At 37.3% G+C, this 18,191-nt stretch carries 14 protein-coding genes and 1 pseudogene; 7 read left to right on the top strand and 8 right to left on the bottom strand.

Features of this window, described 5'->3' with window-relative positions; genetic code table 11:
* Positions 1-73: 73 nt before the first annotated feature.
* From ELS83_RS15885 to ELS83_RS15855, 7 genes are all read left to right on the top strand, one after another.
* A complete protein-coding gene (locus ELS83_RS15885) occupies positions 74-328 on the top strand; it encodes a hypothetical protein (protein WP_171596528.1) in 255 nt (84 codons plus the stop codon).
* Entirely contained in the window at positions 315-1,025 is a 711-nt protein-coding gene (locus tag ELS83_RS15880) for a hypothetical protein (RefSeq protein ID WP_171596527.1), read from the top strand. Before ELS83_RS15885 ends, ELS83_RS15880 begins: the two co-directional genes overlap by 14 nt.
* Complete coding sequence (locus ELS83_RS15875) at positions 1,012-1,302, top strand: hypothetical protein (protein ID WP_171596526.1); 291 nt, start codon at positions 1,012-1,014, stop codon at positions 1,300-1,302. Before ELS83_RS15880 ends, ELS83_RS15875 begins: the two co-directional genes overlap by 14 nt.
* Before the next feature lie 16 nt (positions 1,303-1,318).
* On the top strand, positions 1,319-1,501 hold the full coding sequence (locus ELS83_RS15870) for a hypothetical protein (protein WP_171596525.1): 183 nt from the start codon (positions 1,319-1,321) through the stop codon (positions 1,499-1,501).
* 613 nt (positions 1,502-2,114) lie between these two features.
* Complete coding sequence (ileS, locus tag ELS83_RS15865) at positions 2,115-5,555, top strand: isoleucine--tRNA ligase (RefSeq protein ID WP_171596524.1); 3,441 nt, start codon at positions 2,115-2,117, stop codon at positions 5,553-5,555.
* A gap of 45 nt (positions 5,556-5,600) precedes the next feature.
* Positions 5,601-5,975: a TraR/DksA family transcriptional regulator gene (locus tag ELS83_RS15860; protein WP_171596523.1), complete on the top strand. Its 375-nt coding sequence runs from the start codon at positions 5,601-5,603 to the stop codon at positions 5,973-5,975.
* Between the two features lie 120 nt (positions 5,976-6,095).
* Complete coding sequence (locus ELS83_RS15855; protein ID WP_171596522.1) at positions 6,096-6,710, top strand: lipoprotein signal peptidase; 615 nt, start codon at positions 6,096-6,098, stop codon at positions 6,708-6,710.
* A gap of 46 nt (positions 6,711-6,756) precedes the next feature.
* Here the strand turns inward: ELS83_RS15855 and ELS83_RS15850 are convergent, their stop codons facing one another.
* From ELS83_RS15850 to ELS83_RS15820, 8 genes and pseudogenes are all read right to left on the bottom strand, one after another.
* Positions 6,757-7,143: a hypothetical protein gene (locus ELS83_RS15850; protein ID WP_171596521.1), complete on the bottom strand. Its 387-nt coding sequence runs from the start codon at positions 7,141-7,143 to the stop codon at positions 6,757-6,759.
* A 135-nt stretch (positions 7,144-7,278) separates the two neighbouring features.
* Complete coding sequence (nirD, locus tag ELS83_RS15845) at positions 7,279-7,620, bottom strand: nitrite reductase small subunit NirD (protein ID WP_171596520.1); 342 nt, start codon at positions 7,618-7,620, stop codon at positions 7,279-7,281.
* Positions 7,621-7,629: 9 nt separating this feature from the next.
* A complete protein-coding gene (gene nirB / locus ELS83_RS15840) occupies positions 7,630-10,116 on the bottom strand; it encodes a nitrite reductase large subunit NirB (protein WP_171596519.1) in 2,487 nt (828 codons plus the stop codon).
* Between the two features lie 36 nt (positions 10,117-10,152).
* On the bottom strand, positions 10,153-11,598 hold the full coding sequence (locus tag ELS83_RS15835) for a rubredoxin (RefSeq protein ID WP_171596518.1): 1,446 nt from the start codon (positions 11,596-11,598) through the stop codon (positions 10,153-10,155).
* Positions 11,582-11,779 (bottom strand): (2Fe-2S)-binding protein, encoded by a 198-nt coding sequence (locus ELS83_RS22580; RefSeq protein WP_346728160.1) that lies wholly within the window; start codon positions 11,777-11,779, stop codon positions 11,582-11,584. Before ELS83_RS22580 ends, ELS83_RS15835 begins: the two co-directional genes overlap by 17 nt.
* Positions 11,780-11,845: 66 nt before the next feature.
* Positions 11,846-15,085, bottom strand: a pseudogene (locus ELS83_RS22300) (molybdopterin-dependent oxidoreductase); the annotation flags it as partial.
* Positions 15,086-15,238: 153 nt separating this feature from the next.
* On the bottom strand, positions 15,239-16,591 hold the full coding sequence (locus tag ELS83_RS15825) for a NarK family nitrate/nitrite MFS transporter (protein ID WP_216616610.1): 1,353 nt from the start codon (positions 16,589-16,591) through the stop codon (positions 15,239-15,241).
* Positions 16,592-17,147: 556 nt separating this feature from the next.
* Positions 17,148-18,011 (bottom strand): Cbp1 family collagen-binding glycoprotein adhesin, encoded by an 864-nt coding sequence (locus tag ELS83_RS15820; protein WP_171596517.1) that lies wholly within the window; start codon positions 18,009-18,011, stop codon positions 17,148-17,150.
* Positions 18,012-18,191 lie beyond the last annotated feature (180 nt).

The following is an 18,191-nucleotide window of genomic DNA, read 5'->3' as shown; positions in this document are numbered from 1 at the left end:
TATTAACAATTGTTATAATTGGCCTATGTCACACTGATTTAAGGTTGTTTTTGTTAATTAAAATGCTAAAAAAATGAAAGTAAAAAGTGTTTTCAAAGTATTATTACTAATGCAATTGATATGGTTGAGTGCTTGTAATAAAAGTGATGAAACTGAAATTAAAAATGATAATTTATTGTCAGAAACTGAAATTAGGGATATTGGAGTTAAGCATAATGAAGCCCTAGGTTTCGTTTTCAAAAGTTTATTAGCCCAGAAAGAAACAGGTACTAAAAGTTCTATTGATGTTGAGACTGTAATAAAGAATGGATTACATGAAATATTGTAGTACCCAATTTACAGGAGAAGAATTAGATAACGCCATAAATTATCTAAATCAGGAGGTTGAAAATTATTTTGGAAAAGTGAAAACTTCGAATTCTGATAAAGTCAATTATACTCCTTCTATTCTATCAGTTATAAATGAAAATAGAGATGAGTTTTCTGAGTTACAAATAAAATATCTATTACAATGTGAGTCTATTTTTATGCTAGATGAATCTGCCAATTTAAATATTGTATTAGAAAAGCTAGAGAATTTGGAAAGTTGTATAAAAAGGGATTTATCAAAAAAGGAAACTCAGGTAGTAATGATTTATCTGGAGGTTGTTAAATCATCCATTCAATATTGGAATGAAAATTTTTTGAAATGGGATGCAATTTTTTCTGAGGGTAAAGCTAAAAGCTTTTGGGATGACGTGCAATCAAAAAAGTGGTGGAATGAAGTATGGCGAGTTACAAAAAAAATAGCCATTGAAGATGCCATTGGAGGAGCAGTTGTGGGAGTTGGAGCCTTAGCTGTAAATACAATACCTGGATTTGGACAAGTTGCATATGGTTCAGCAATTTTTTTAGGAGCGTCATCTCAAAGTGCTTTTGCTGCTATAGATATAGCAAGAAATTATGATTGTGAGATAGTTATAGATGCTCCTGTAACTATTGCAGATGTTTTAAGAAATGATGTGCATCTGCATGGTATATGCTGATAATTTAAATCAAATAGAAACTTATAGCGAAAATGAAGTTGATTTATCTAATGTAGCATTGTATGCAGAATTGGATTCTTATTTATATAATCATCCTGACTTTGATAAGGAAAATCAGCTAATTTATATATATGCCTTTTGTTCAAAAATTGATTCTTGTATACTAGAAAAGCATTTAGATGAAATTGAAGACAAATCAACAGAAATAGAAAGAATATTAGTTGGAAGTACTACTTATAAAAATTTGAGAGTAAGACCACTACTAGGATATCTATAGCATTAAAACATTTATCATGAAAAAACTAAAAGAATATTTAATATTTATCTTTATTTTCTTTTCTATTCAGGCTGTTTGTTACATAAGTATTGATTTTATTTTCTATGATATTGTTGATTTTAATAAGATTTTAAGAGTTAGTGGAATTACAAGTTTTATTCTTCTTACTGCTAAAATACTTGGTTTCTTGGATAAGTAAATAAAACAAAGTTTCAGAGAAGATAAAGCATATGCTAACATTCAAAAAAGATAAGAAAGGATCGTAAAAATAGTAGCACACACTCTTCAAGGGTTTGAATATGTTCCCGAAGATGAAATTGATATGATCCCAATTTTAATTGGAGTTGTTATATACGTTTTGATACTTTTTCTCGACAGAAAGATTCATTGGTGGAATTGGATAAAGAAGAAACTCACATGTATAAAATAGGAGGCTTATTCAAGCCAGGAAAAGTTTCATGACCACAACAGAAGCTCAATCTCTGCAGATTGAGCTTTATTTTGTTTGAAATACTTTCAATTTTAAAGCGAAATTTATCTATTAATTCCGAATTATAAGCAAGATGAACAAAATGCGATTTTCTCTCTAGTGAGATGCTGATTAAAAAACTGTTAGCGCTCTGATTATACTGGAAATATGGTCATTCGCTTTTGTATTTTTTCTATATTTGTAAACTTTTTATACCATATATTCAAATTAGTAAACCGGTATAATGGCGATATGCATTTGTTAATCAGTATCAAGCTTGTGCAGATAATGATTCTAACAAATGATAATCGGTGTTAGAAAATACTAGATTAAATTAATATAAATGAGCACGAAATTTCCAGAATACAAGAATTTTAATCTGTCGCAGATTAATAAGGATATCTTAAAAGATTGGGAAGAAAACAAGACTTTTGAGAAGAGTTTGGAGACCCGTGAAGGTCATCCATCGTTTGTTTTCTACGAAGGGCCACCTTCGGCGAACGGAATGCCAGGTATTCACCACGTAATGGCTCGTGCACTTAAGGATATTGTATGTCGTTACAAAACCCTTAAGGGCTTTCAGGTGAATCGTAAAGCAGGTTGGGACACACACGGTCTGCCTGTTGAACTTGGTGTAGAAAAAGAACTGGGAATTACGAAAGAGGATATTGGTACAAAGATTTCGGTTGACGAATACAACGAAGCATGTAGAACCAATGTAATGAAGTACACCCGCGAGTGGGAAGATTTGACTTCAAAAATGGGATACTGGGTGAATATGGAAGATCCATATATCACTTACGATAATCGTTATATCGAAACACTTTGGTGGTTGTTAAAGCAATTGTTCGAAAAAGATTTGCTTTACAAAGGATATACCATCCAGCCATTCTCGCCTGCTGCAGGTACTGGTTTGTCAACTCACGAGCTGAACCAGCCGGGTTGCTACAAAGATGTTAAGGATACTACTGCTGTGGGTATGTTTAAAGTTGCCCGCGACGAGAAAAGTGAATTTTTATACGAAGGTATTGATTGCGATGCTTACTTTATTGCATGGACCACTACGCCTTGGACACTTCCATCGAATACCGCATTGGCAGTTGGACCAAAAGTGGATTATGTAAGAGTACGTACATTCAATCCATATACAGGAATTCCATGTGTGGTAATTCTTGCAAAAGACCTGTTCTACAATTTCTTCGATAAAAAATATGAAGGCTTGGAATTGGGCGAATACAAAGCTGGCGACAAACGTTTAACTTTCAAAACTCTTTCTGAGCACAAAGGAACCGATTTGGAAGGAATTCGTTACGAACAGCTAATGCCATTGGTAAAACCGGAAGGTGACGCTTTCCGCGTAATCCTTGGTGATTTTGTAACCACCGAAGATGGTACAGGTATCGTACACATCGCTCCTACTTTTGGTGCTGATGATGATAGAGTAGCGAAAGCAGCAAATATTTCTCCACTAATTCTTCGCGATAAGGAAGGAAAGATGCAACCAATGGTTGACCGTACTGGTAAATTCTTCTTGATCGAAGATTTGGATCCTGAGTTTGTTAAGAACTTTGTGAATGTGGATGCTTATGGTGAATACGCAGGTCGCTTTGTGAAGAATGCTTACGATCCGAAATTAACAGAGAAAGATCCTACTTTAGATGTAGATATCGCCGTTTCTTTGAAGAAAGACAGCCTGGCATTTAAAGTGGAAAAGCATGTTCACAACTATCCACACTGTTGGAGAACCGATAAGCCGGTACTGTACTATCCATTGGATTCATGGTTTATCAAAACAACGAAAGTTCGCGATCGCATGATCGAACTAAATAAAACCATTAACTGGAAGCCTCAATCAACAGGTGAAGGTCGTTTTGGGAAATGGTTGGAAAACCTTCAGGACTGGAACCTTTCTCGTTCTCGTTACTGGGGAACTCCGCTTCCAATTTGGGTAAGCGAAGATCGTACTGAAATAAAATGTATTGGTTCGGTTGCTGAACTGAAAGCTGAGATTGAAAAATCGATAGCGGCAGGTTTCATGAGCGAAAATATTTTGGCTGATTACGTGGAAGGTGATAACTCAAAAGAGAATTACGAAAAATTCGATTTGCACCGTCCGTATGTTGATGGCGTATACCTTGTTTCCGAATCAGGAAAGAAATTGGTTCGTGAATTGGATTTGATCGATGTTTGGTTCGATTCAGGTGCGATGCCATATGCGCAACAGCACTATCCGTTCGAAAACAAAGAGGAATTCGATAAGCTATTCCCTGCACAGTTTATTGCCGAGGGTGTTGACCAAACTCGTGGATGGTTCTTTACACTTCATGCAATTGCTACCATGTGTTTCGATGGTGTAGCTTTCGAAAATATCATTTCAAATGGTTTGGTATTGGATGCAAAAGGAAACAAGATGTCTAAGCGTCTTGGAAATGCTGTTGATCCTTTCGAAACCATTGAGAAATATGGTTCAGACCCATTACGTTGGTATATGATTACAAACGCTCAGCCATGGGATAACCTGAAATTTGATTTAGGTGGTGTTGAAGAAGTTCGTCGTAAATTCTTCGGAACACTTTACAATACTTATAGCTTCTTCCAGCTGTATGCCAACATCGATGGATTTAACTATTCAGATGCTGATATCAAGATGGAAGATCGTCCTGAAATTGACCGTTGGATTCTTTCTCTTCTAAACTCATTAATTAAAGAAGTAGAAGAATGTTACGAAGCCTACGAGCCAACTCGTGCTGGTAGAGCAATTCAGAACTTTGTAAACGAAAACCTTTCGAACTGGTACGTTCGTTTGTGTCGTAAGAGATACTGGGGTGGAGAATACGATACCGATAAGATTTCGGCTTACCAGACTCTTTACAAGTGTTTGGAAACCATTTCTGTTCTTGCATCTCCAATTGCTCCATTCTATATGGATCAGTTGTTCAAAGATCTGAATTCTGTAACAGGGCGTTATTCTGAGGAATCAGTTCACCTTGTAGATTTCCCTAAATATAACGAGGAAGAAATCGATAAGGCATTGGAAGAAAGAATGGACATGGCACAGAAGATCTCTTCTATGTCTCTAGGATTACGTCGTAAGGTGAAAATTCGTGTTCGTCAGCCACTTCAAAAAATCATGATTCCAATTTTGGATGAGAGCATGGTTCCACAGTTAGAAGCTGTTAAGAACATTGTTCTTTCAGAAATTAACGTGAAAGAAATGGAATTCATTACCGATACTTCGGGTGTATTGGTGAAGAAAATCAAGCCAAACTTTAAGACCTTAGGTCCTAAACATGGTAAGATTATGAAACAAATTGCTGCTGCTATCGGACAAATGACTCAAGAGGATATTGTTGCTTTTGAGAAGGCTGGAAGCTACGCAATTACTGTAAATGAGGAGAATGTAGATCTTACTTTGGAAGATGTTGAAATCATTTCGGAAGACATTCCAGGATGGTTAGTTGCCAACGAAGGGAAACTTACTGTGGCAATGGACGTAAACATTACTGAAGAGCTAAGACAAGAAGGTATTGCTCGTGAATTTATCAACAGAATTCAAAACCTAAGAAAGGATAGCGATTTCGATGTGACTGATAAAATCAAGCTTGAAATTATGATGCATGATTCAATCAACGATGCGGTACTTGCTCATAAAGAATACATTGGAAGCCAAACCTTGGCTGTGAGCGTTGAACTGGTAGAAAAATTAGCAGAAAACGAAGCGAAGGCGGTAGAGATAGAACAAGGTGTAGAAAGCTTCATTAAGATTGAAAAAGTTAGTGAATAATCGATTTTTTGTTATCTTTAGAGAACGAAATAAACTATAGAAGCAATGACTGAAAAGAAGCGATATACAGACGAGGAGTTGCAAGAATTTAAAGACTTGATCAACTCAAAACTTAGTAAGGCCAAGAAGGATTACGATACATTAAAAGCTGTTATTTCTAATAGCTCAGGTAACGATATTGAAGATACATCTCCAACATTTAAAGTTTTGGAAGAAGGTGCTTCAGTTCTTTCTAAAGAAGAGGCTGGCCGTTTGGCACAGCGTCAGGCTAAGTTTATCTCTCATCTGGAAGCCGCTTTAATTCGTATCGAGAATAAAACTTATGGTATCTGTCGCGAAACAGGTAAGCTTATTGCTCCTGAAAGATTGCGTGCAGTGCCTCACGCTACTTTAAGTATCGAAGCTAAGAACAAGCAGTAAATTATTCAACTCGAATATATAAAATGATTGGAAGAAGAGATTCTTCCAATCATTTTTGTATAGAAGCAAAGGTTTTTATTTCTTTAAATCCTGAAAAACACGAACAAAACATTTTAAGATATGTCGCTATTTAAAAAATCGGTAGCATTTATTGTTGTACTTCTGATTTTAGATCAGGCCATAAAAATCTGGATTAAAACCAATATGATGTTGGGCGAAGAATTTTCGGTTTTTGGAGATTGGTTCATGATCCACTTTATTGAGAACAACGGTATGGCCTTTGGTATGGAACTGGAAGGCGAGTGGGGAAAAATGCTATTAAGCCTTTTTAGAATTATCGCTGTTTGCGGAATTGGATGGTATTTACATGATATCTGTAAGAAGAAAGCTCCAATGGGATTAATTGTTGCAATCTCATTGATTTTTGCCGGTGCAATGGGGAATATCATCGATAGTGCTTTTTACGGCATGATATTCAACGATAGCTATTACCAGGTGGCACAGTTCATGCCCGAAGGAGGTGGTTATTCAAGCTTTTTGCACGGAAAAGTTGTTGATATGCTTTATTTCCCATTGGTAGAAGGAAATTTCCCGGAGTGGTTCCCATTTTGGAAAGGGGAACACTTTATCTTCTTCCGCCCGGTTTTTAATATTGCCGATTCTTACATCACAATTGGTGTGGCGTTTATTCTCTTGTTTCAGCGCAATTATTTCGTAAAAGAAGACCATCAATAGTCGAAAATATAATACAAAGAAAAAGCCCTTGAAAAAGGGCTTTTTTTTATGACTTTGCCTGAGCAGCTTTTCTTCTGCGTTGGGCTCTAAAATAATTAATCTGACTACGTAAACTCCAAATACCTCCCAAAATTACTACCAGGAAGACCCATTGTTTACGTCCCCAGCCTGCATCTCCAAAAATGCCTTTCGAGAGCATTACAATGGCTGTAATCACCAATAAGCTTGTTAAGAGGGCAGCAACATGTCCAATGGCTGCATTTTCTTTCCTGATTCCTGGAGTGCAAAAGAATAAAATGACTCCAAAGAATAGTGGAATTAAGGCTGTAAATTGCCAATCTCCCATTTCGTAGTACCTGGCGACAAAACCAAATGCGCCTGCCAGTATGAGTATCAACGAGTATACTTTATTAACTTGATATGCTTCTTTCATGTTTGTTATTTTTATTTAGAAAAAATCTAAATACTAAAATACAAAAAGTCGGGAATATTCAAAACCTGTTGTTTATGAAAAAAATAACAAAGCCATTTTAAGGATCAACATGCTAAACAAATAGGCATCAGTAAATTATTCAAAGCCTATATAAACCATTCCATTTTCCACTTTTACCGGGTAAGTTTTGAGTTGATATTCTTTATCAGAGAAACATTTCCCATTTTCCAGCGAAAAAGATCTTTTGTGTAGGGGACACACTACCTTTGGATGTCCATCGCTATCACCCGTAAGTCCCCTTGCAATTACCATTTCAGCCTTATGGGGACATTTGTTTTGGGTGGCAAACCATCGGTTTTCATTGCTGAAATGAAAAATTGCGATTTGTTCACCCTTAATTAAAACAGCAGCACCGCCATTTGAAGGAAATTCCTCAACCGGAGCAGCCTCTATCCATTGATATTCTTCTGTTTTCATAGCGTTTACTTACTTAGCAGGCATTTTCTGATCCCTTAGTGAAACAAATTTGATACTCTCATCCTTTTGATCGGTGTTTACAAACTGGCGGAATTTTTTTCTCAGCTCAGGTGATTTTACCACCTCTGTCCACTCACATTTATAGTGTGAGAGAACTTGATCCATTTCAGTCTCCAATTTGTCACCAATGCTTAAACAGTCGTTTATAACAACATCTTGCAGGTATTTTAAACCACCTTCCAAATTGCTCAACCACTTTGATGTGCGTGTTAACGGCTCGGCTGTTTTGATATAATACATCAGGAAACGATCAAGATATTTTATGACCAATTCCTTACTTAAATCGGAGGCAAGCAGATCGGCATGACGAGGATTTGCACCACCATTTCCACATACAAACAGGTTCCAGCCTTTTTCGGTAGCTATAATGCCAAAATCTTTGCTCCTGGCTTCGGCACATTCGCGAACACAGCCCGATACACCTCCTTTTAATTTGTGAGGTGAGCGTAATCCTTTATAACGGTTTTCTATTTCAATGGCAAAGGAAACTGAATCATGCATACCAAATCTGCACCATGTTGAACCGACACAACTTTTTACTGTTCGAAGCGACTTTCCATAGGCATGTCCACTCTCAAAACCACCGGCTATCAATTCTTCCCATATAATTGGCAGCTGATCTACTCGTGCACCGAATAAATCAACACGCTGACCTCCCGTTATTTTGGTGTACAAGTCATATTTCTTGGCTACCTGCCCAATAAGTATCAGCTTGTCTGGAGTAATTTCACCACCCGGAACGCGAGGAACAACCGAGTAAACACCACCTTGCTGAATATTGGCCAGAAAGCGATCATTGGTATCCTGTATGGTATCTTGTTTTACAATTAAATCGTTCCAAATGCTTGCCAGTAGCGAAGCAATTAAAGGTTTACAGGTTTCGCAGCCTGAGCCTTTACCATACTGTTTCAAGAGCTCATCAAAAGTTTTTATTTCATTTACTTTGATGATATCATACAACTCTTGTCGGGTATAATCAAAATGTTCGCAAATGGTTTTTCTAACTTCCAGGCCTTGAGATTTCAAATAGTGGGTCAGAATATCGTCCAGCATGGGAATACAACCGCCACAGCCTGTTCCTGCTTTGGTACATTTCTTAATTAAAGGAACTGTTTGGGCTTCGTCCATTTCAATGGCCATTTCAATATTTTCCTTACTGATATTTTCACAAGAACAAATGATCGCACTACCAGGAAGGTCGGCCACGCCAATTCCTGCAGAACTATCACCTCCCCTGGCACCCAGAATAAAATCTTCCGGATTTGCCGGTAAAGGCATCTTGTTGTTGACCACCTGTTTCAAAAGATTAAATTCTTCACTTTCGCCTACCAGGATGCCTCCAAGTAAATATTTGCAGTCTTTAGTGATATTAAGACGCTTGTAAATTCCACTTGCCTTGTTTTCGTAAATGATGGTTTTTGTATTTTCATCCTTCACCATTGCATCTCCAAAACTGGCCACATCGGTTCCAATTAGTTTTAATTTTGAAGAGAGATCAAATCCTAAAAATTCTGAAGAACCATTTTGTAAATTGTCGATAAGTACTTCGGCCATTTCGTAACATGGAGCCACCAATCCCCATACCATTTCGTGTACCACAACACACTCACCAATTGCAAAAATGGAAGGATCTGCGGTTTCCATTCTGCTGTTTACAAGAATACCTCCCCGCGGATGAATCTCTAAGCCAGCGGATTTTGCCAGTTCATCCCTTGGCTTAATGCCTGCCGAAATAATAAGTAAATCAGTTTTTAAGTTCGATCCATCGGTAAACTGCAGGGCTTCGATTTTGTCTGAGCCAATAATTTTTTCGGTGCTTTTATTCAACAATATTTCCAGGTCTAATTCCTGTAGTGTTGTTTTCAGGATTTCCGCAGCCCGATCATCCAATTGTCTAGGCATAAGTCGAGGAGCAAATTCTATGATACTTGTTTGTAGCCCATCGTCTAAAACCGCCTTGGCAGCCTCTAAACCTAACAATCCACCACCAATAATTGCAGCTTTTTTTGCATGTGGCACATATTTTTTGATTTCATCGATATCGGAAAGAGTGCGATATACAAACACACCTTTTTTATTAAGCCCGTTTATTGGAGGAACAAAGGCAGAGGAACCGGTAGCCAATACGAGAATATCGTAGGCATAGCTTTTTCCCTGTTCAGATAAGACACTCTTGCTTTCACGATCAATTTGCACGATTTTTTCATTGGTTCGTAGATGAATTTTATTCTCCAGATACCAGTTGGACGGGGCCAAATACAAATCATCTGCTTGTGTTCCTGTATAATATGAACTTAGGTGTACACGATCGTATGCCGGATGTTTTTCTTCTCCAAATACCAGCAATTCGTATTCATGTCTTAATGATGAGGCAACAAATTTTTCGCAGAATTTAAAGCCTGTCATTCCATTTCCTATCAGTATTATTTTTTTCATCATCAGAGGTTTTTAAAGTGTTGATTGATATGCATTTTAAACTGTCTCCCACATTTCTGTTTCCACAAAGTCTGATTTTGCACTATCGCAAAGCTGGCAACAATAATCTTCTTGTAATAGTTGAAATGGTGTACCAGCTTCAATGTTCGCCAATTGATCCCCATATCGTTCATCGTAAACACTATGGCAATTGCTGCATTGATATACCGTAAAAGCTTTGCTTTCAGTCCTCTCGTTTTTGGCTAATTTTTGGGTGTTATAATGAACAAATTGAAAGGCAGAATATTTTTTGGAGAGCTCATATAAGCTTGCCGGCAAATCTTTTTTACTGAGTTTAATGGCATAGCTAACATATTTGTTATTGTTCGGATTAAAGTCCATTGCATATTCAATCGTATAGCTGCGTGTAAAATCAAGGCTTCCAAGAAATGGGAATCTGCCCTTTGGTCGTATCACGATAGTGGTTAATCTTTCATCAATCTTCCTTTGAATGGAAAATGACAATCCATAAGTTCTGATATCGAGCTGATCGAATTTGGAAACGATATATTGCTTCAATTGTAGAGCAAGCTTATCCAGTAAGGGGAGATGCCAGTTCAGTTCGAAAGAGGAGTGACGCATGTTGAGTCCGTAACGACCTATTAATTCATCCCAATACATTTTATCTTTTGAATTAATGTCTCTTATAATGAGTGTTTTCCACGGGGTAAAGCTAATTTTACCCACATTGGTTTTTCTGCAGAGTTCACACAGTTCTTTTAAAAATGGAATGGGGTACTGGTTGTTTCTCCAGTACAGGCCAATCCAATACAAATCTTTCCCATCTACCTTATTGAATCCTTCGTAGTAAGGGAAAAATCCTTCAGGCAAAATGATTTTCTCATCGCTCGTTAGTGTATTCTTTTGTAGGTGTATTTTCTCTATTTCCTTAACAAGTAATTCTTTGCATGTTAGGTTCTTCTGAATAATCACTTTTTCGAGCTGGCGGGCAAACTGGGCGATGTCATCGGTAAAAATTAATCCAGGCCAGTGTTGTAGATTTTTATCAGCAGCCAGATTCAAATAAAGATGCCAGTAATTGGCAGTTTCGGAGGCAACAAAATTAAGCTGTCCATAAAAAAGAGGCATCATATTTTGTTTAGGATCAACAATATTGATTCGCAATTGATGTGTATCATTAAATTGTTCCAGAACCTTAAGGTAAATGCCAGAGTATAGCCAGCTTGTAGAGGGAAGAATATCAACACAAACAAAAGAGGAAACAATATTCTGAACTGCCGATCCTTTTTTCTGAAGCGAAAATTCTGTTCTGTGTTCGTGATTTTGATTCATTGGACAGGAAAACAAAATATCTTGCCTGGAGCCCAGGTGGATGTATTGGTTTCCGAAATTTTCGGCAAAAGAAATAATATCGTAGAAAAGAGCAGGAGATAAAGTTCCTCCCTTAATTAATACACGAGACAGCTCATTTGACTTTTTCATATTGCTCATTTTTGAGTTGATCATTCAGAATTTTTTGAATTTCGGGTCTACAACTGCCACAGCCTAAGCCGGCATTGCTTTTCTCGCAGATTTCATCAAGATCCTTCACACCAGAACCAATTAAATTTTCGATATTCCCTTCTCCTACCTGGTTGCAAGAGCACAGAATTTTACCAATCACCGGTTCAATGGCTTTGCCGGTTCGCAATAGTTTATTTCTCAGGTCAGATAATTCTGTTTTTTGTACAATGAGCTTCTTGAATTCAGCAAATTCCGCCTTGTCTCCCATAAGAATTGAACCTACCAGAACATCATTTTTAATGATGCATTTTTTGTAATACCTGGCCTTTTTATCGGTGAAAACAATTTCTTCATAGCTGGGATCATTCTCAGGAAGTTTGGTTAAACCGATGGAACAAAGATTTATACCTGGAAATTTGAGCATATTCATGGCTTCACTTCCGTGATAAGAAGACATTGGATTTCCATTCAGATGATTCGCCAGTATGCTTGCCTGCTCTTCAGCTGCTGCTGTTATTCCATACATTTTGCCATGTAGTTCGGCAATTTCACCTATGGCAAATATTGATTCGTTGCTGGTTTTCAGATGTTCATCAATTATAATTCCTCTACGACAATCAAGTGCATCTTTTGCAAATTCAATATTCGCTTGAGTACCAACAGCAAATATCACCGCATCGAACAAACTTCTTTTGCCACTGCTAAAACTTACCTGATACCTGTTCTCCTCGGTTGTCAGGAGTTGATTAATTTCATCATTTAGTAACAAGTGGATTCCCTTTTCGATTAGGATTTCAGAGAGCAATTGACTGGATACATCGTCCAGTTGGCGATCCATTAATCGGGAACTTCTGTTTGCTAAGGTGACTTGCATTTCGAGTTCCAATAAAGAGGCTGCCACTTCCAAACCCAGTAAACCTCCACCAACAATCAATACACGATTTCCCTTAGAAATTGAATCCTTCAACCGATCGGCATCTATTTTATTTCTGATCGTGAAAATCTTAGGATGTTTCATCCATTCGGAATTTAGTACATATGGTTTCGATCCGGTTGCAAGTATCAGTTTATCATAGCTAAAGGTCTTTTTTTGTGAACAGCTAATTGTTTTGTCATCCGTATTGATATTTTCAAGGCAAAGCTCTATTTCAATTCTGATATTCAGATTTTTTATTTCTTCTACGCTTGCTTTCTGAAGATTTTCCCAACTCGATTGTCCTGAAATGTACTCAGGCAACAATATCCGATTGTAAAAAGGATGTTTCTCTTTCGAGATCACCACAATTTCATCTCGTTTATTTTTTTTACGAAACGATTGAATAAAGTGTAAGGCAGCAGCTCCTGCTCCAGCGATTACGATTCGCTCCTTTGCTTTTTGGAATTTTGATATTGAAACAGCGGTAAATTTAAAATCAGGCTCTTTGGATATAGGATCTATCAAGTCATTGGTTAAGTTGTTGGCCCTGGCCAAATCACCCGATAAAACTTTTCCCCAGTGCATGGGTAAAAAAACAACTCCCGACCTGATATCTGTAGTAATTTTGGCTGGAACCTGCACCTTACCATTTGGCCCCTTAATTACAACAATGTCATCTTCTTCAATTTTGTACTTTTGGGCATCAGAAGGATGTATTTCTACAAAGGCCTGATTGATGTGCTGCTTTAGTTTTTGAACCTTACCCGTTTTAGTCATTGTATGCCATTGATCTCGAACTCTGCCGGTGGTCAAAATCAGCGGATACTCTTCACTTGATGCCTGTGATTCATTGTGGGGTTCAACAGCAAATAAATTGGCTTTATTATTATGCGTATTAAACTTATGGTCGCTGAAAAGCCTTTTTAAACCTTTTCCATTTTTATAGGGCCATTGAACCGATCCTATTTGATCTAAACGTTCATAGGTTAATTCTTCAATAGATATACTTGTCCCTCTTGTCAGGAGTTTGTATTCGTTAAAAACTTCTTCGGCATTCTTGAAGTTAAATCCGCTATAGCCCATTTGTTTCGCTACCCGGCAAATGATTTCGTAGTCGGGCAGTGCCTCTCCTGGAGGATCTATTACCTTATTTAGGTTGGTAACTCTACGTTCTGAGTTGGTCATGCTACCCTCTTTTTCCAACCAGCCGGCAGCCGGTAGAATCACATCTGCGAAAGCCATTGTATCGGTATTGGCATAAATGTCCTGAACAACCACAAATCTGGCTTTTTTAAGTGCACTTTCTACTTTCTTCGAGTTGGGCATACTCACCAGTGGATTGGTACAAATAATCCAAATGGCTTTTAATTTATCCTCTTCAATTGCATCTATCATTTCGGTAGCTGTGTAACCAGCTTTTAAGGGAATCTCTTCAACACCCCAAAAATCGGCAACTTCCTTTCGATGATTTTCATTGTTCAGGTCGCGGTGAGCTGGAAGCAAGTTGCTCATGCCACCTACTTCTCTTCCTCCCATTGCATTAGGCTGTCCAGTTAATGAAAAAGGGCCTGCTCAGACTTTACCAATTTGACCTGTAATTAGAGATAAATTGATCAATGATAAATTTTTGTTGACTCCAATAACAGATTGATTAAGACCCATTGCCCACATCGGGATGTAGCCTTTGGCATTTCCAATAAAAGAGGCAGCCAGGCGAATATCCGCTTCTTTTATCCCACACTTATCGGCATACTCCTTCACGCTAAGTGTCATTACCTGTTTCTGGTACTCCTCGAAACCATTTAGGTGTTTACTGATATATGATGAATCGATAAAATCTTCTTCAATCAATATTCTGCCAATTGCATTGTTTAAATAAATATCGCTTCCCGGTTTCAATTGTAAATGCAGGTCGGCCAGTTCGCAAGTTTGTGTTCTGCGAGGATCAGCAACAATAATTTTTACATTCGAATTGTTCTTTTTTCTCTCTTCAATTCGCCTAAAAAGAATAGGGTGGCACCAGGCCGGATTGGCACCAGTTATGAAAAAACAATCGGCAAAATCGATGTCTTCGTAGGATATTGGAACCAAATCTTCGCCCACTTGCATTTTATAACCTACTACGGCAGAGCTCATGCACAGTCGCGAATTGGTGTCGATATTGTTTGTGCCCCAAAATCCCTTGGCCAATTTGGTGGCCAGGTAATATTCTTCGGTAAGACACTGTCCCGAGACATAGAAGCCAACCGAATCGGGACCAAATTTCCTGATTAAGGATGTAAAAACCTTGGCTACCCTGTCGATTGCTTTGGGCCATTCAACTTGTTGCAATGGGTAAGATTTTGCCATTCGTACTTTTGGGTACAGTATGCGATCGCTTTTGTTATTTACAACATGATGCAGGTTTAATCCTTTGGAGCAGAGCTTTCCTTTATTTACGGGATGATTCGGATCTCCTTTTATGAAAACTCTACCATCGGAAGTACGGCTTACAAGAATTCCACAGCCCACACCACAATAGGAGCAGGTCGATTTGTATTCGTATTTCATGCAGTTCAGATTTATACCGATAAATAATTAGTGACATTACCACATCAACTATGTATATGCCGAATTCAAAAGAATAGGGATAGTTTGATATGATCTCTAATTAATTATCGGTATGTGAGTATTTGCCCTTTTCAAGGGCTCCAAGTAAAAAACCTAAGGAGTTACACGTAATTTCACCTTTTCTTGGTTCAAACTCGCAATCATTTCTTTTTGAGCATCTGTTTCGGCCTTTTCGGAAAATCGAATGGCAAATGCAAAGAATGAAATTACGGCAACAACAATTCCGATTACCAGCAGGGCCTGTTGGTAGGAAACATCCTCCATCTTGAAAAGAAAACCTGCGGCAACAGCACCAGCATTTCCTCCTGCACCAACAATTCCGGAAACAGTACCAATGGCCTTTTTATTAATAAAAGGTACAACCGAAAAAGTGGCACCTTCCGACATCTGGACAAAAAGGCTAAATACAATCATGGTACCGATTGCCAAAGGCAGTATGCTCATCCTGCTAAAGAGGATGAGGGCCAAACCTTCAAGTAGCAAGGTGATAAAAAGGAAATATACTCTTCCTTTTAAACCCCATTTAATGCCCGATTTGTCACCTAATATTCCTCCTAATGAACGTGCAAACAAATTCATCAAACCAAACAAACCGGCAATTAAACCTGCCATTTTTACATCAAGATGAAAATAATCAGCATAGTAAAGTGATGCAATATTATTAATGGTTAACTCTACACCAAAGCATGCAGCATAAATGATAAAGAGACTCCAGACGCGATAATCTTTAATGGCAGAAAGAAAATTTCCTTTTTCATCTTTCTTTGTCATCGCAAAGTTTGGATCCTTCTTTTTTAAATCTTTGATATTTCCAATGGGAGTATCGGTGGTATATTTGTAATAAACAACACCCATGATTATCATGAGAACTCCGGGCACTAGCATTGCATATCTCCAGGCCTGACTGTCAACAAATCCAAGACCAAGGAATGCAGCAAAAATTAATGGCATTACCATCTGGGTTACTCCACCTCCCAGGTTTCCCCAACCGGCTGTTGTTGCGTTGGCCGTTCCAACAATATTAGGGGCAAACATTAAGGAAGTGTGAAACTGGGTAATAACAAAGGATGCTCCGATAATTCCAATTAGTAAACGAAAAATCAGAATTGAGGTGTAATCGTTGCTTAATCCGATTAACATGACTGGTATTGCTCCCAAAATCAGCAACCATGTGTAGGTAATTCGAGGACCAATTTTATCGGCCAGCCAACCAATAAACAAACGGGCAAAAATGGTAATCATTACCGATGAGATGATAATATTACCAATTTGAGGCTTGGTAAGCTGAAGCTCTTCGCGAATGATAGCCATAAGCGGGGCTATACCAAACCAACCAAAGAAACACAAAAAGAATGAGAACCAGGTAATGTGAAAAGTTCTCATTTGTACTGTCTTAAGGCTAAACAAATTAATTTTAGTGGCTTTTTGTAAATCTACATTTTCCATACTTGTAGTTTTAATAACATTAAATGGCTAATAGTTCTAATAGTAACCAGATTGACATTTATTTCAGTAAATAAATGAATATGGCTAGAGAGATTTAGGGGTACGCCGCTAAAAATATGTAAAAAATATAGTTTAACTATAAAAATTAAGAGGGTAATTGATTAAAAACATATAAAAAATTAACGCAAAGGTTATAAAAACTGGGGTGTTTAATAAAAAATCAACAAAATCAAGCAAATTGGGAGGGTGTTTTAGTGGGGTAACTTAAAAAAGGTGAGATTTCGTCCTTCTGTTTTGTTTAACTTATTCATACATGATTAGAATTTTAAATGAATTTGTTATGATTGGTATGCTAAGTTTTGGATGCGCCAAAGGCTTTTAATGATAACAGGTCTGACAAATAAAAAAAGTGCAGCTCATACTTTGAGCTGCACTTTACTGCCTGAATTTTATTTTTTGTAGTAAGAATTTGATTTTTGGCTCCGTCTTAAAATAAGAAAGGCCGTCCCACCGGACAGCCTTTCTTGGACAACCTTAAAACTCAACCATGAATTGATTATCGTACCGCAACTACCAAATATTTTGAAGATTTCCAGAACTCAGCTGGATCAAGAATGGTAATTCCTTCTACCGTACCTTCTCCTTCAACCTTATAAGAGTTGGTTGGGTGACTTGTTACCAAGCTAATCTTCTTTCCTTTTACAGGAATTGTGGTAATTTGGGTGATATCAATTTTTTTAAATTCACTTTCTTTAAAATCTTCGTTAAGAACTGCTGTTTTACCAATTCCGATAAATCCACCATCTTTGGTAATCACATTCTTTTCTTGCAATTCTTTGCTAGTACCACACACGTAATAACCTGTGTTAAGAGCCGTAGTTTTTTCTTCGATCTCTTTTGTTTTGTTCTCGTTCTCGGTGTTCAGAGCTAAAACTGTTCCGTTTAACTCGCTAACCTGTCCGTGTAAGTTTTCAACCTCGATGTTTAGTTTTGCAACTTTTTCGTTTAAAGCAATAATTTCAGTTTCTTTTGCTTCCAGTTTTGTTTTTAAACGATCGGTCAACTTACGAAGCTTCGAGTTTTGATACCAACTGTTGTTTAATTTCTTTTCTAAGTCAGCAATTTTCTCTCTGTTTTGCTCTAATAAATTGTTGATAGAAGTTAGATCGCTTGCGATTTTTTGCTTCTGAGATTTATTAGGGTTTTCAGAGTTTACTGATATAATTGTTTCTTTTTCTTTAATAATTTCAAGATTCTCTTCAATGGTATTCAAAGACTCGATAAAATCGTTAATTGTAGAATCTTTTTGCTTTGCCATTGAAGTTAGCTGCTGATTTTGCTCTCTTAGCTGCTTTAACTCTTTTTGGTTACAAGCCACAAAAAATGGTAAAATCAACAATACTAATACTAGACGTTTCATATAAATATATTTTAGAGATTAGGTTTCGCAATGTGTGTTGGTATACTCTATGTGAATATCGTGCCGAAATCACAAAAAGTTTAATAAAAACAAAACTATTCTACCTAAGTGTCATAAAATCAGCCTAGAAATAATTTGGCATTTAAATTGCCAATTTTATTGTTCCTTAACTTGTGGAAT

The sequence above is a fragment of the Marinifilum caeruleilacunae genome, from assembly GCF_013141825.1.
Taxonomy (GTDB): Bacteria; Bacteroidota; Bacteroidia; order Bacteroidales; family Marinifilaceae; genus Marinifilum; species Marinifilum caeruleilacunae.
This window is presented reverse-complemented; position numbering and strand designations above follow the sequence as displayed.

What these genes read in the sequence shown, in the direction of transcription:
- ELS83_RS15860 (WP_171596523.1), top strand. Translation starts at nt 5,601, where the DNA reads ATGACTGAAAAGAAGCGATATACAGACGAGGAGTTGCAAGAATTTAAA.
- nirB (WP_171596519.1), bottom strand. Translation starts at nt 10,116, where the DNA reads ATGAAAAAAATAATACTGATAGGAAATGGAATGACAGGCTTTAAATTC.
- ELS83_RS15870 (WP_171596525.1), top strand. Translation starts at nt 1,319, where the DNA reads ATGAAAAAACTAAAAGAATATTTAATATTTATCTTTATTTTCTTTTCT.
- ELS83_RS15850 (WP_171596521.1), bottom strand. Translation starts at nt 7,143, where the DNA reads ATGAAAGAAGCATATCAAGTTAATAAAGTATACTCGTTGATACTCATA.
- ELS83_RS15855 (WP_171596522.1), top strand. Translation starts at nt 6,096, where the DNA reads ATGTCGCTATTTAAAAAATCGGTAGCATTTATTGTTGTACTTCTGATT.
- ELS83_RS15885 (WP_171596528.1), top strand. Translation starts at nt 74, where the DNA reads ATGAAAGTAAAAAGTGTTTTCAAAGTATTATTACTAATGCAATTGATA.
- ELS83_RS15820 (WP_171596517.1), bottom strand. Translation starts at nt 18,011, where the DNA reads ATGAAACGTCTAGTATTAGTATTGTTGATTTTACCATTTTTTGTGGCT.
- ELS83_RS15875 (WP_171596526.1), top strand. Translation starts at nt 1,012, where the DNA reads ATGGTATATGCTGATAATTTAAATCAAATAGAAACTTATAGCGAAAAT.
- ELS83_RS15825 (WP_216616610.1), bottom strand. Translation starts at nt 16,591, where the DNA reads ATGGAAAATGTAGATTTACAAAAAGCCACTAAAATTAATTTGTTTAGC.
- ileS (WP_171596524.1), top strand. Translation starts at nt 2,115, where the DNA reads ATGAGCACGAAATTTCCAGAATACAAGAATTTTAATCTGTCGCAGATT.
- ELS83_RS15835 (WP_171596518.1), bottom strand. Translation starts at nt 11,598, where the DNA reads ATGAAAAAGTCAAATGAGCTGTCTCGTGTATTAATTAAGGGAGGAACT.
- nirD (WP_171596520.1), bottom strand. Translation starts at nt 7,620, where the DNA reads ATGAAAACAGAAGAATATCAATGGATAGAGGCTGCTCCGGTTGAGGAA.
- ELS83_RS15880 (WP_171596527.1), top strand. Translation starts at nt 315, where the DNA reads ATGAAATATTGTAGTACCCAATTTACAGGAGAAGAATTAGATAACGCC.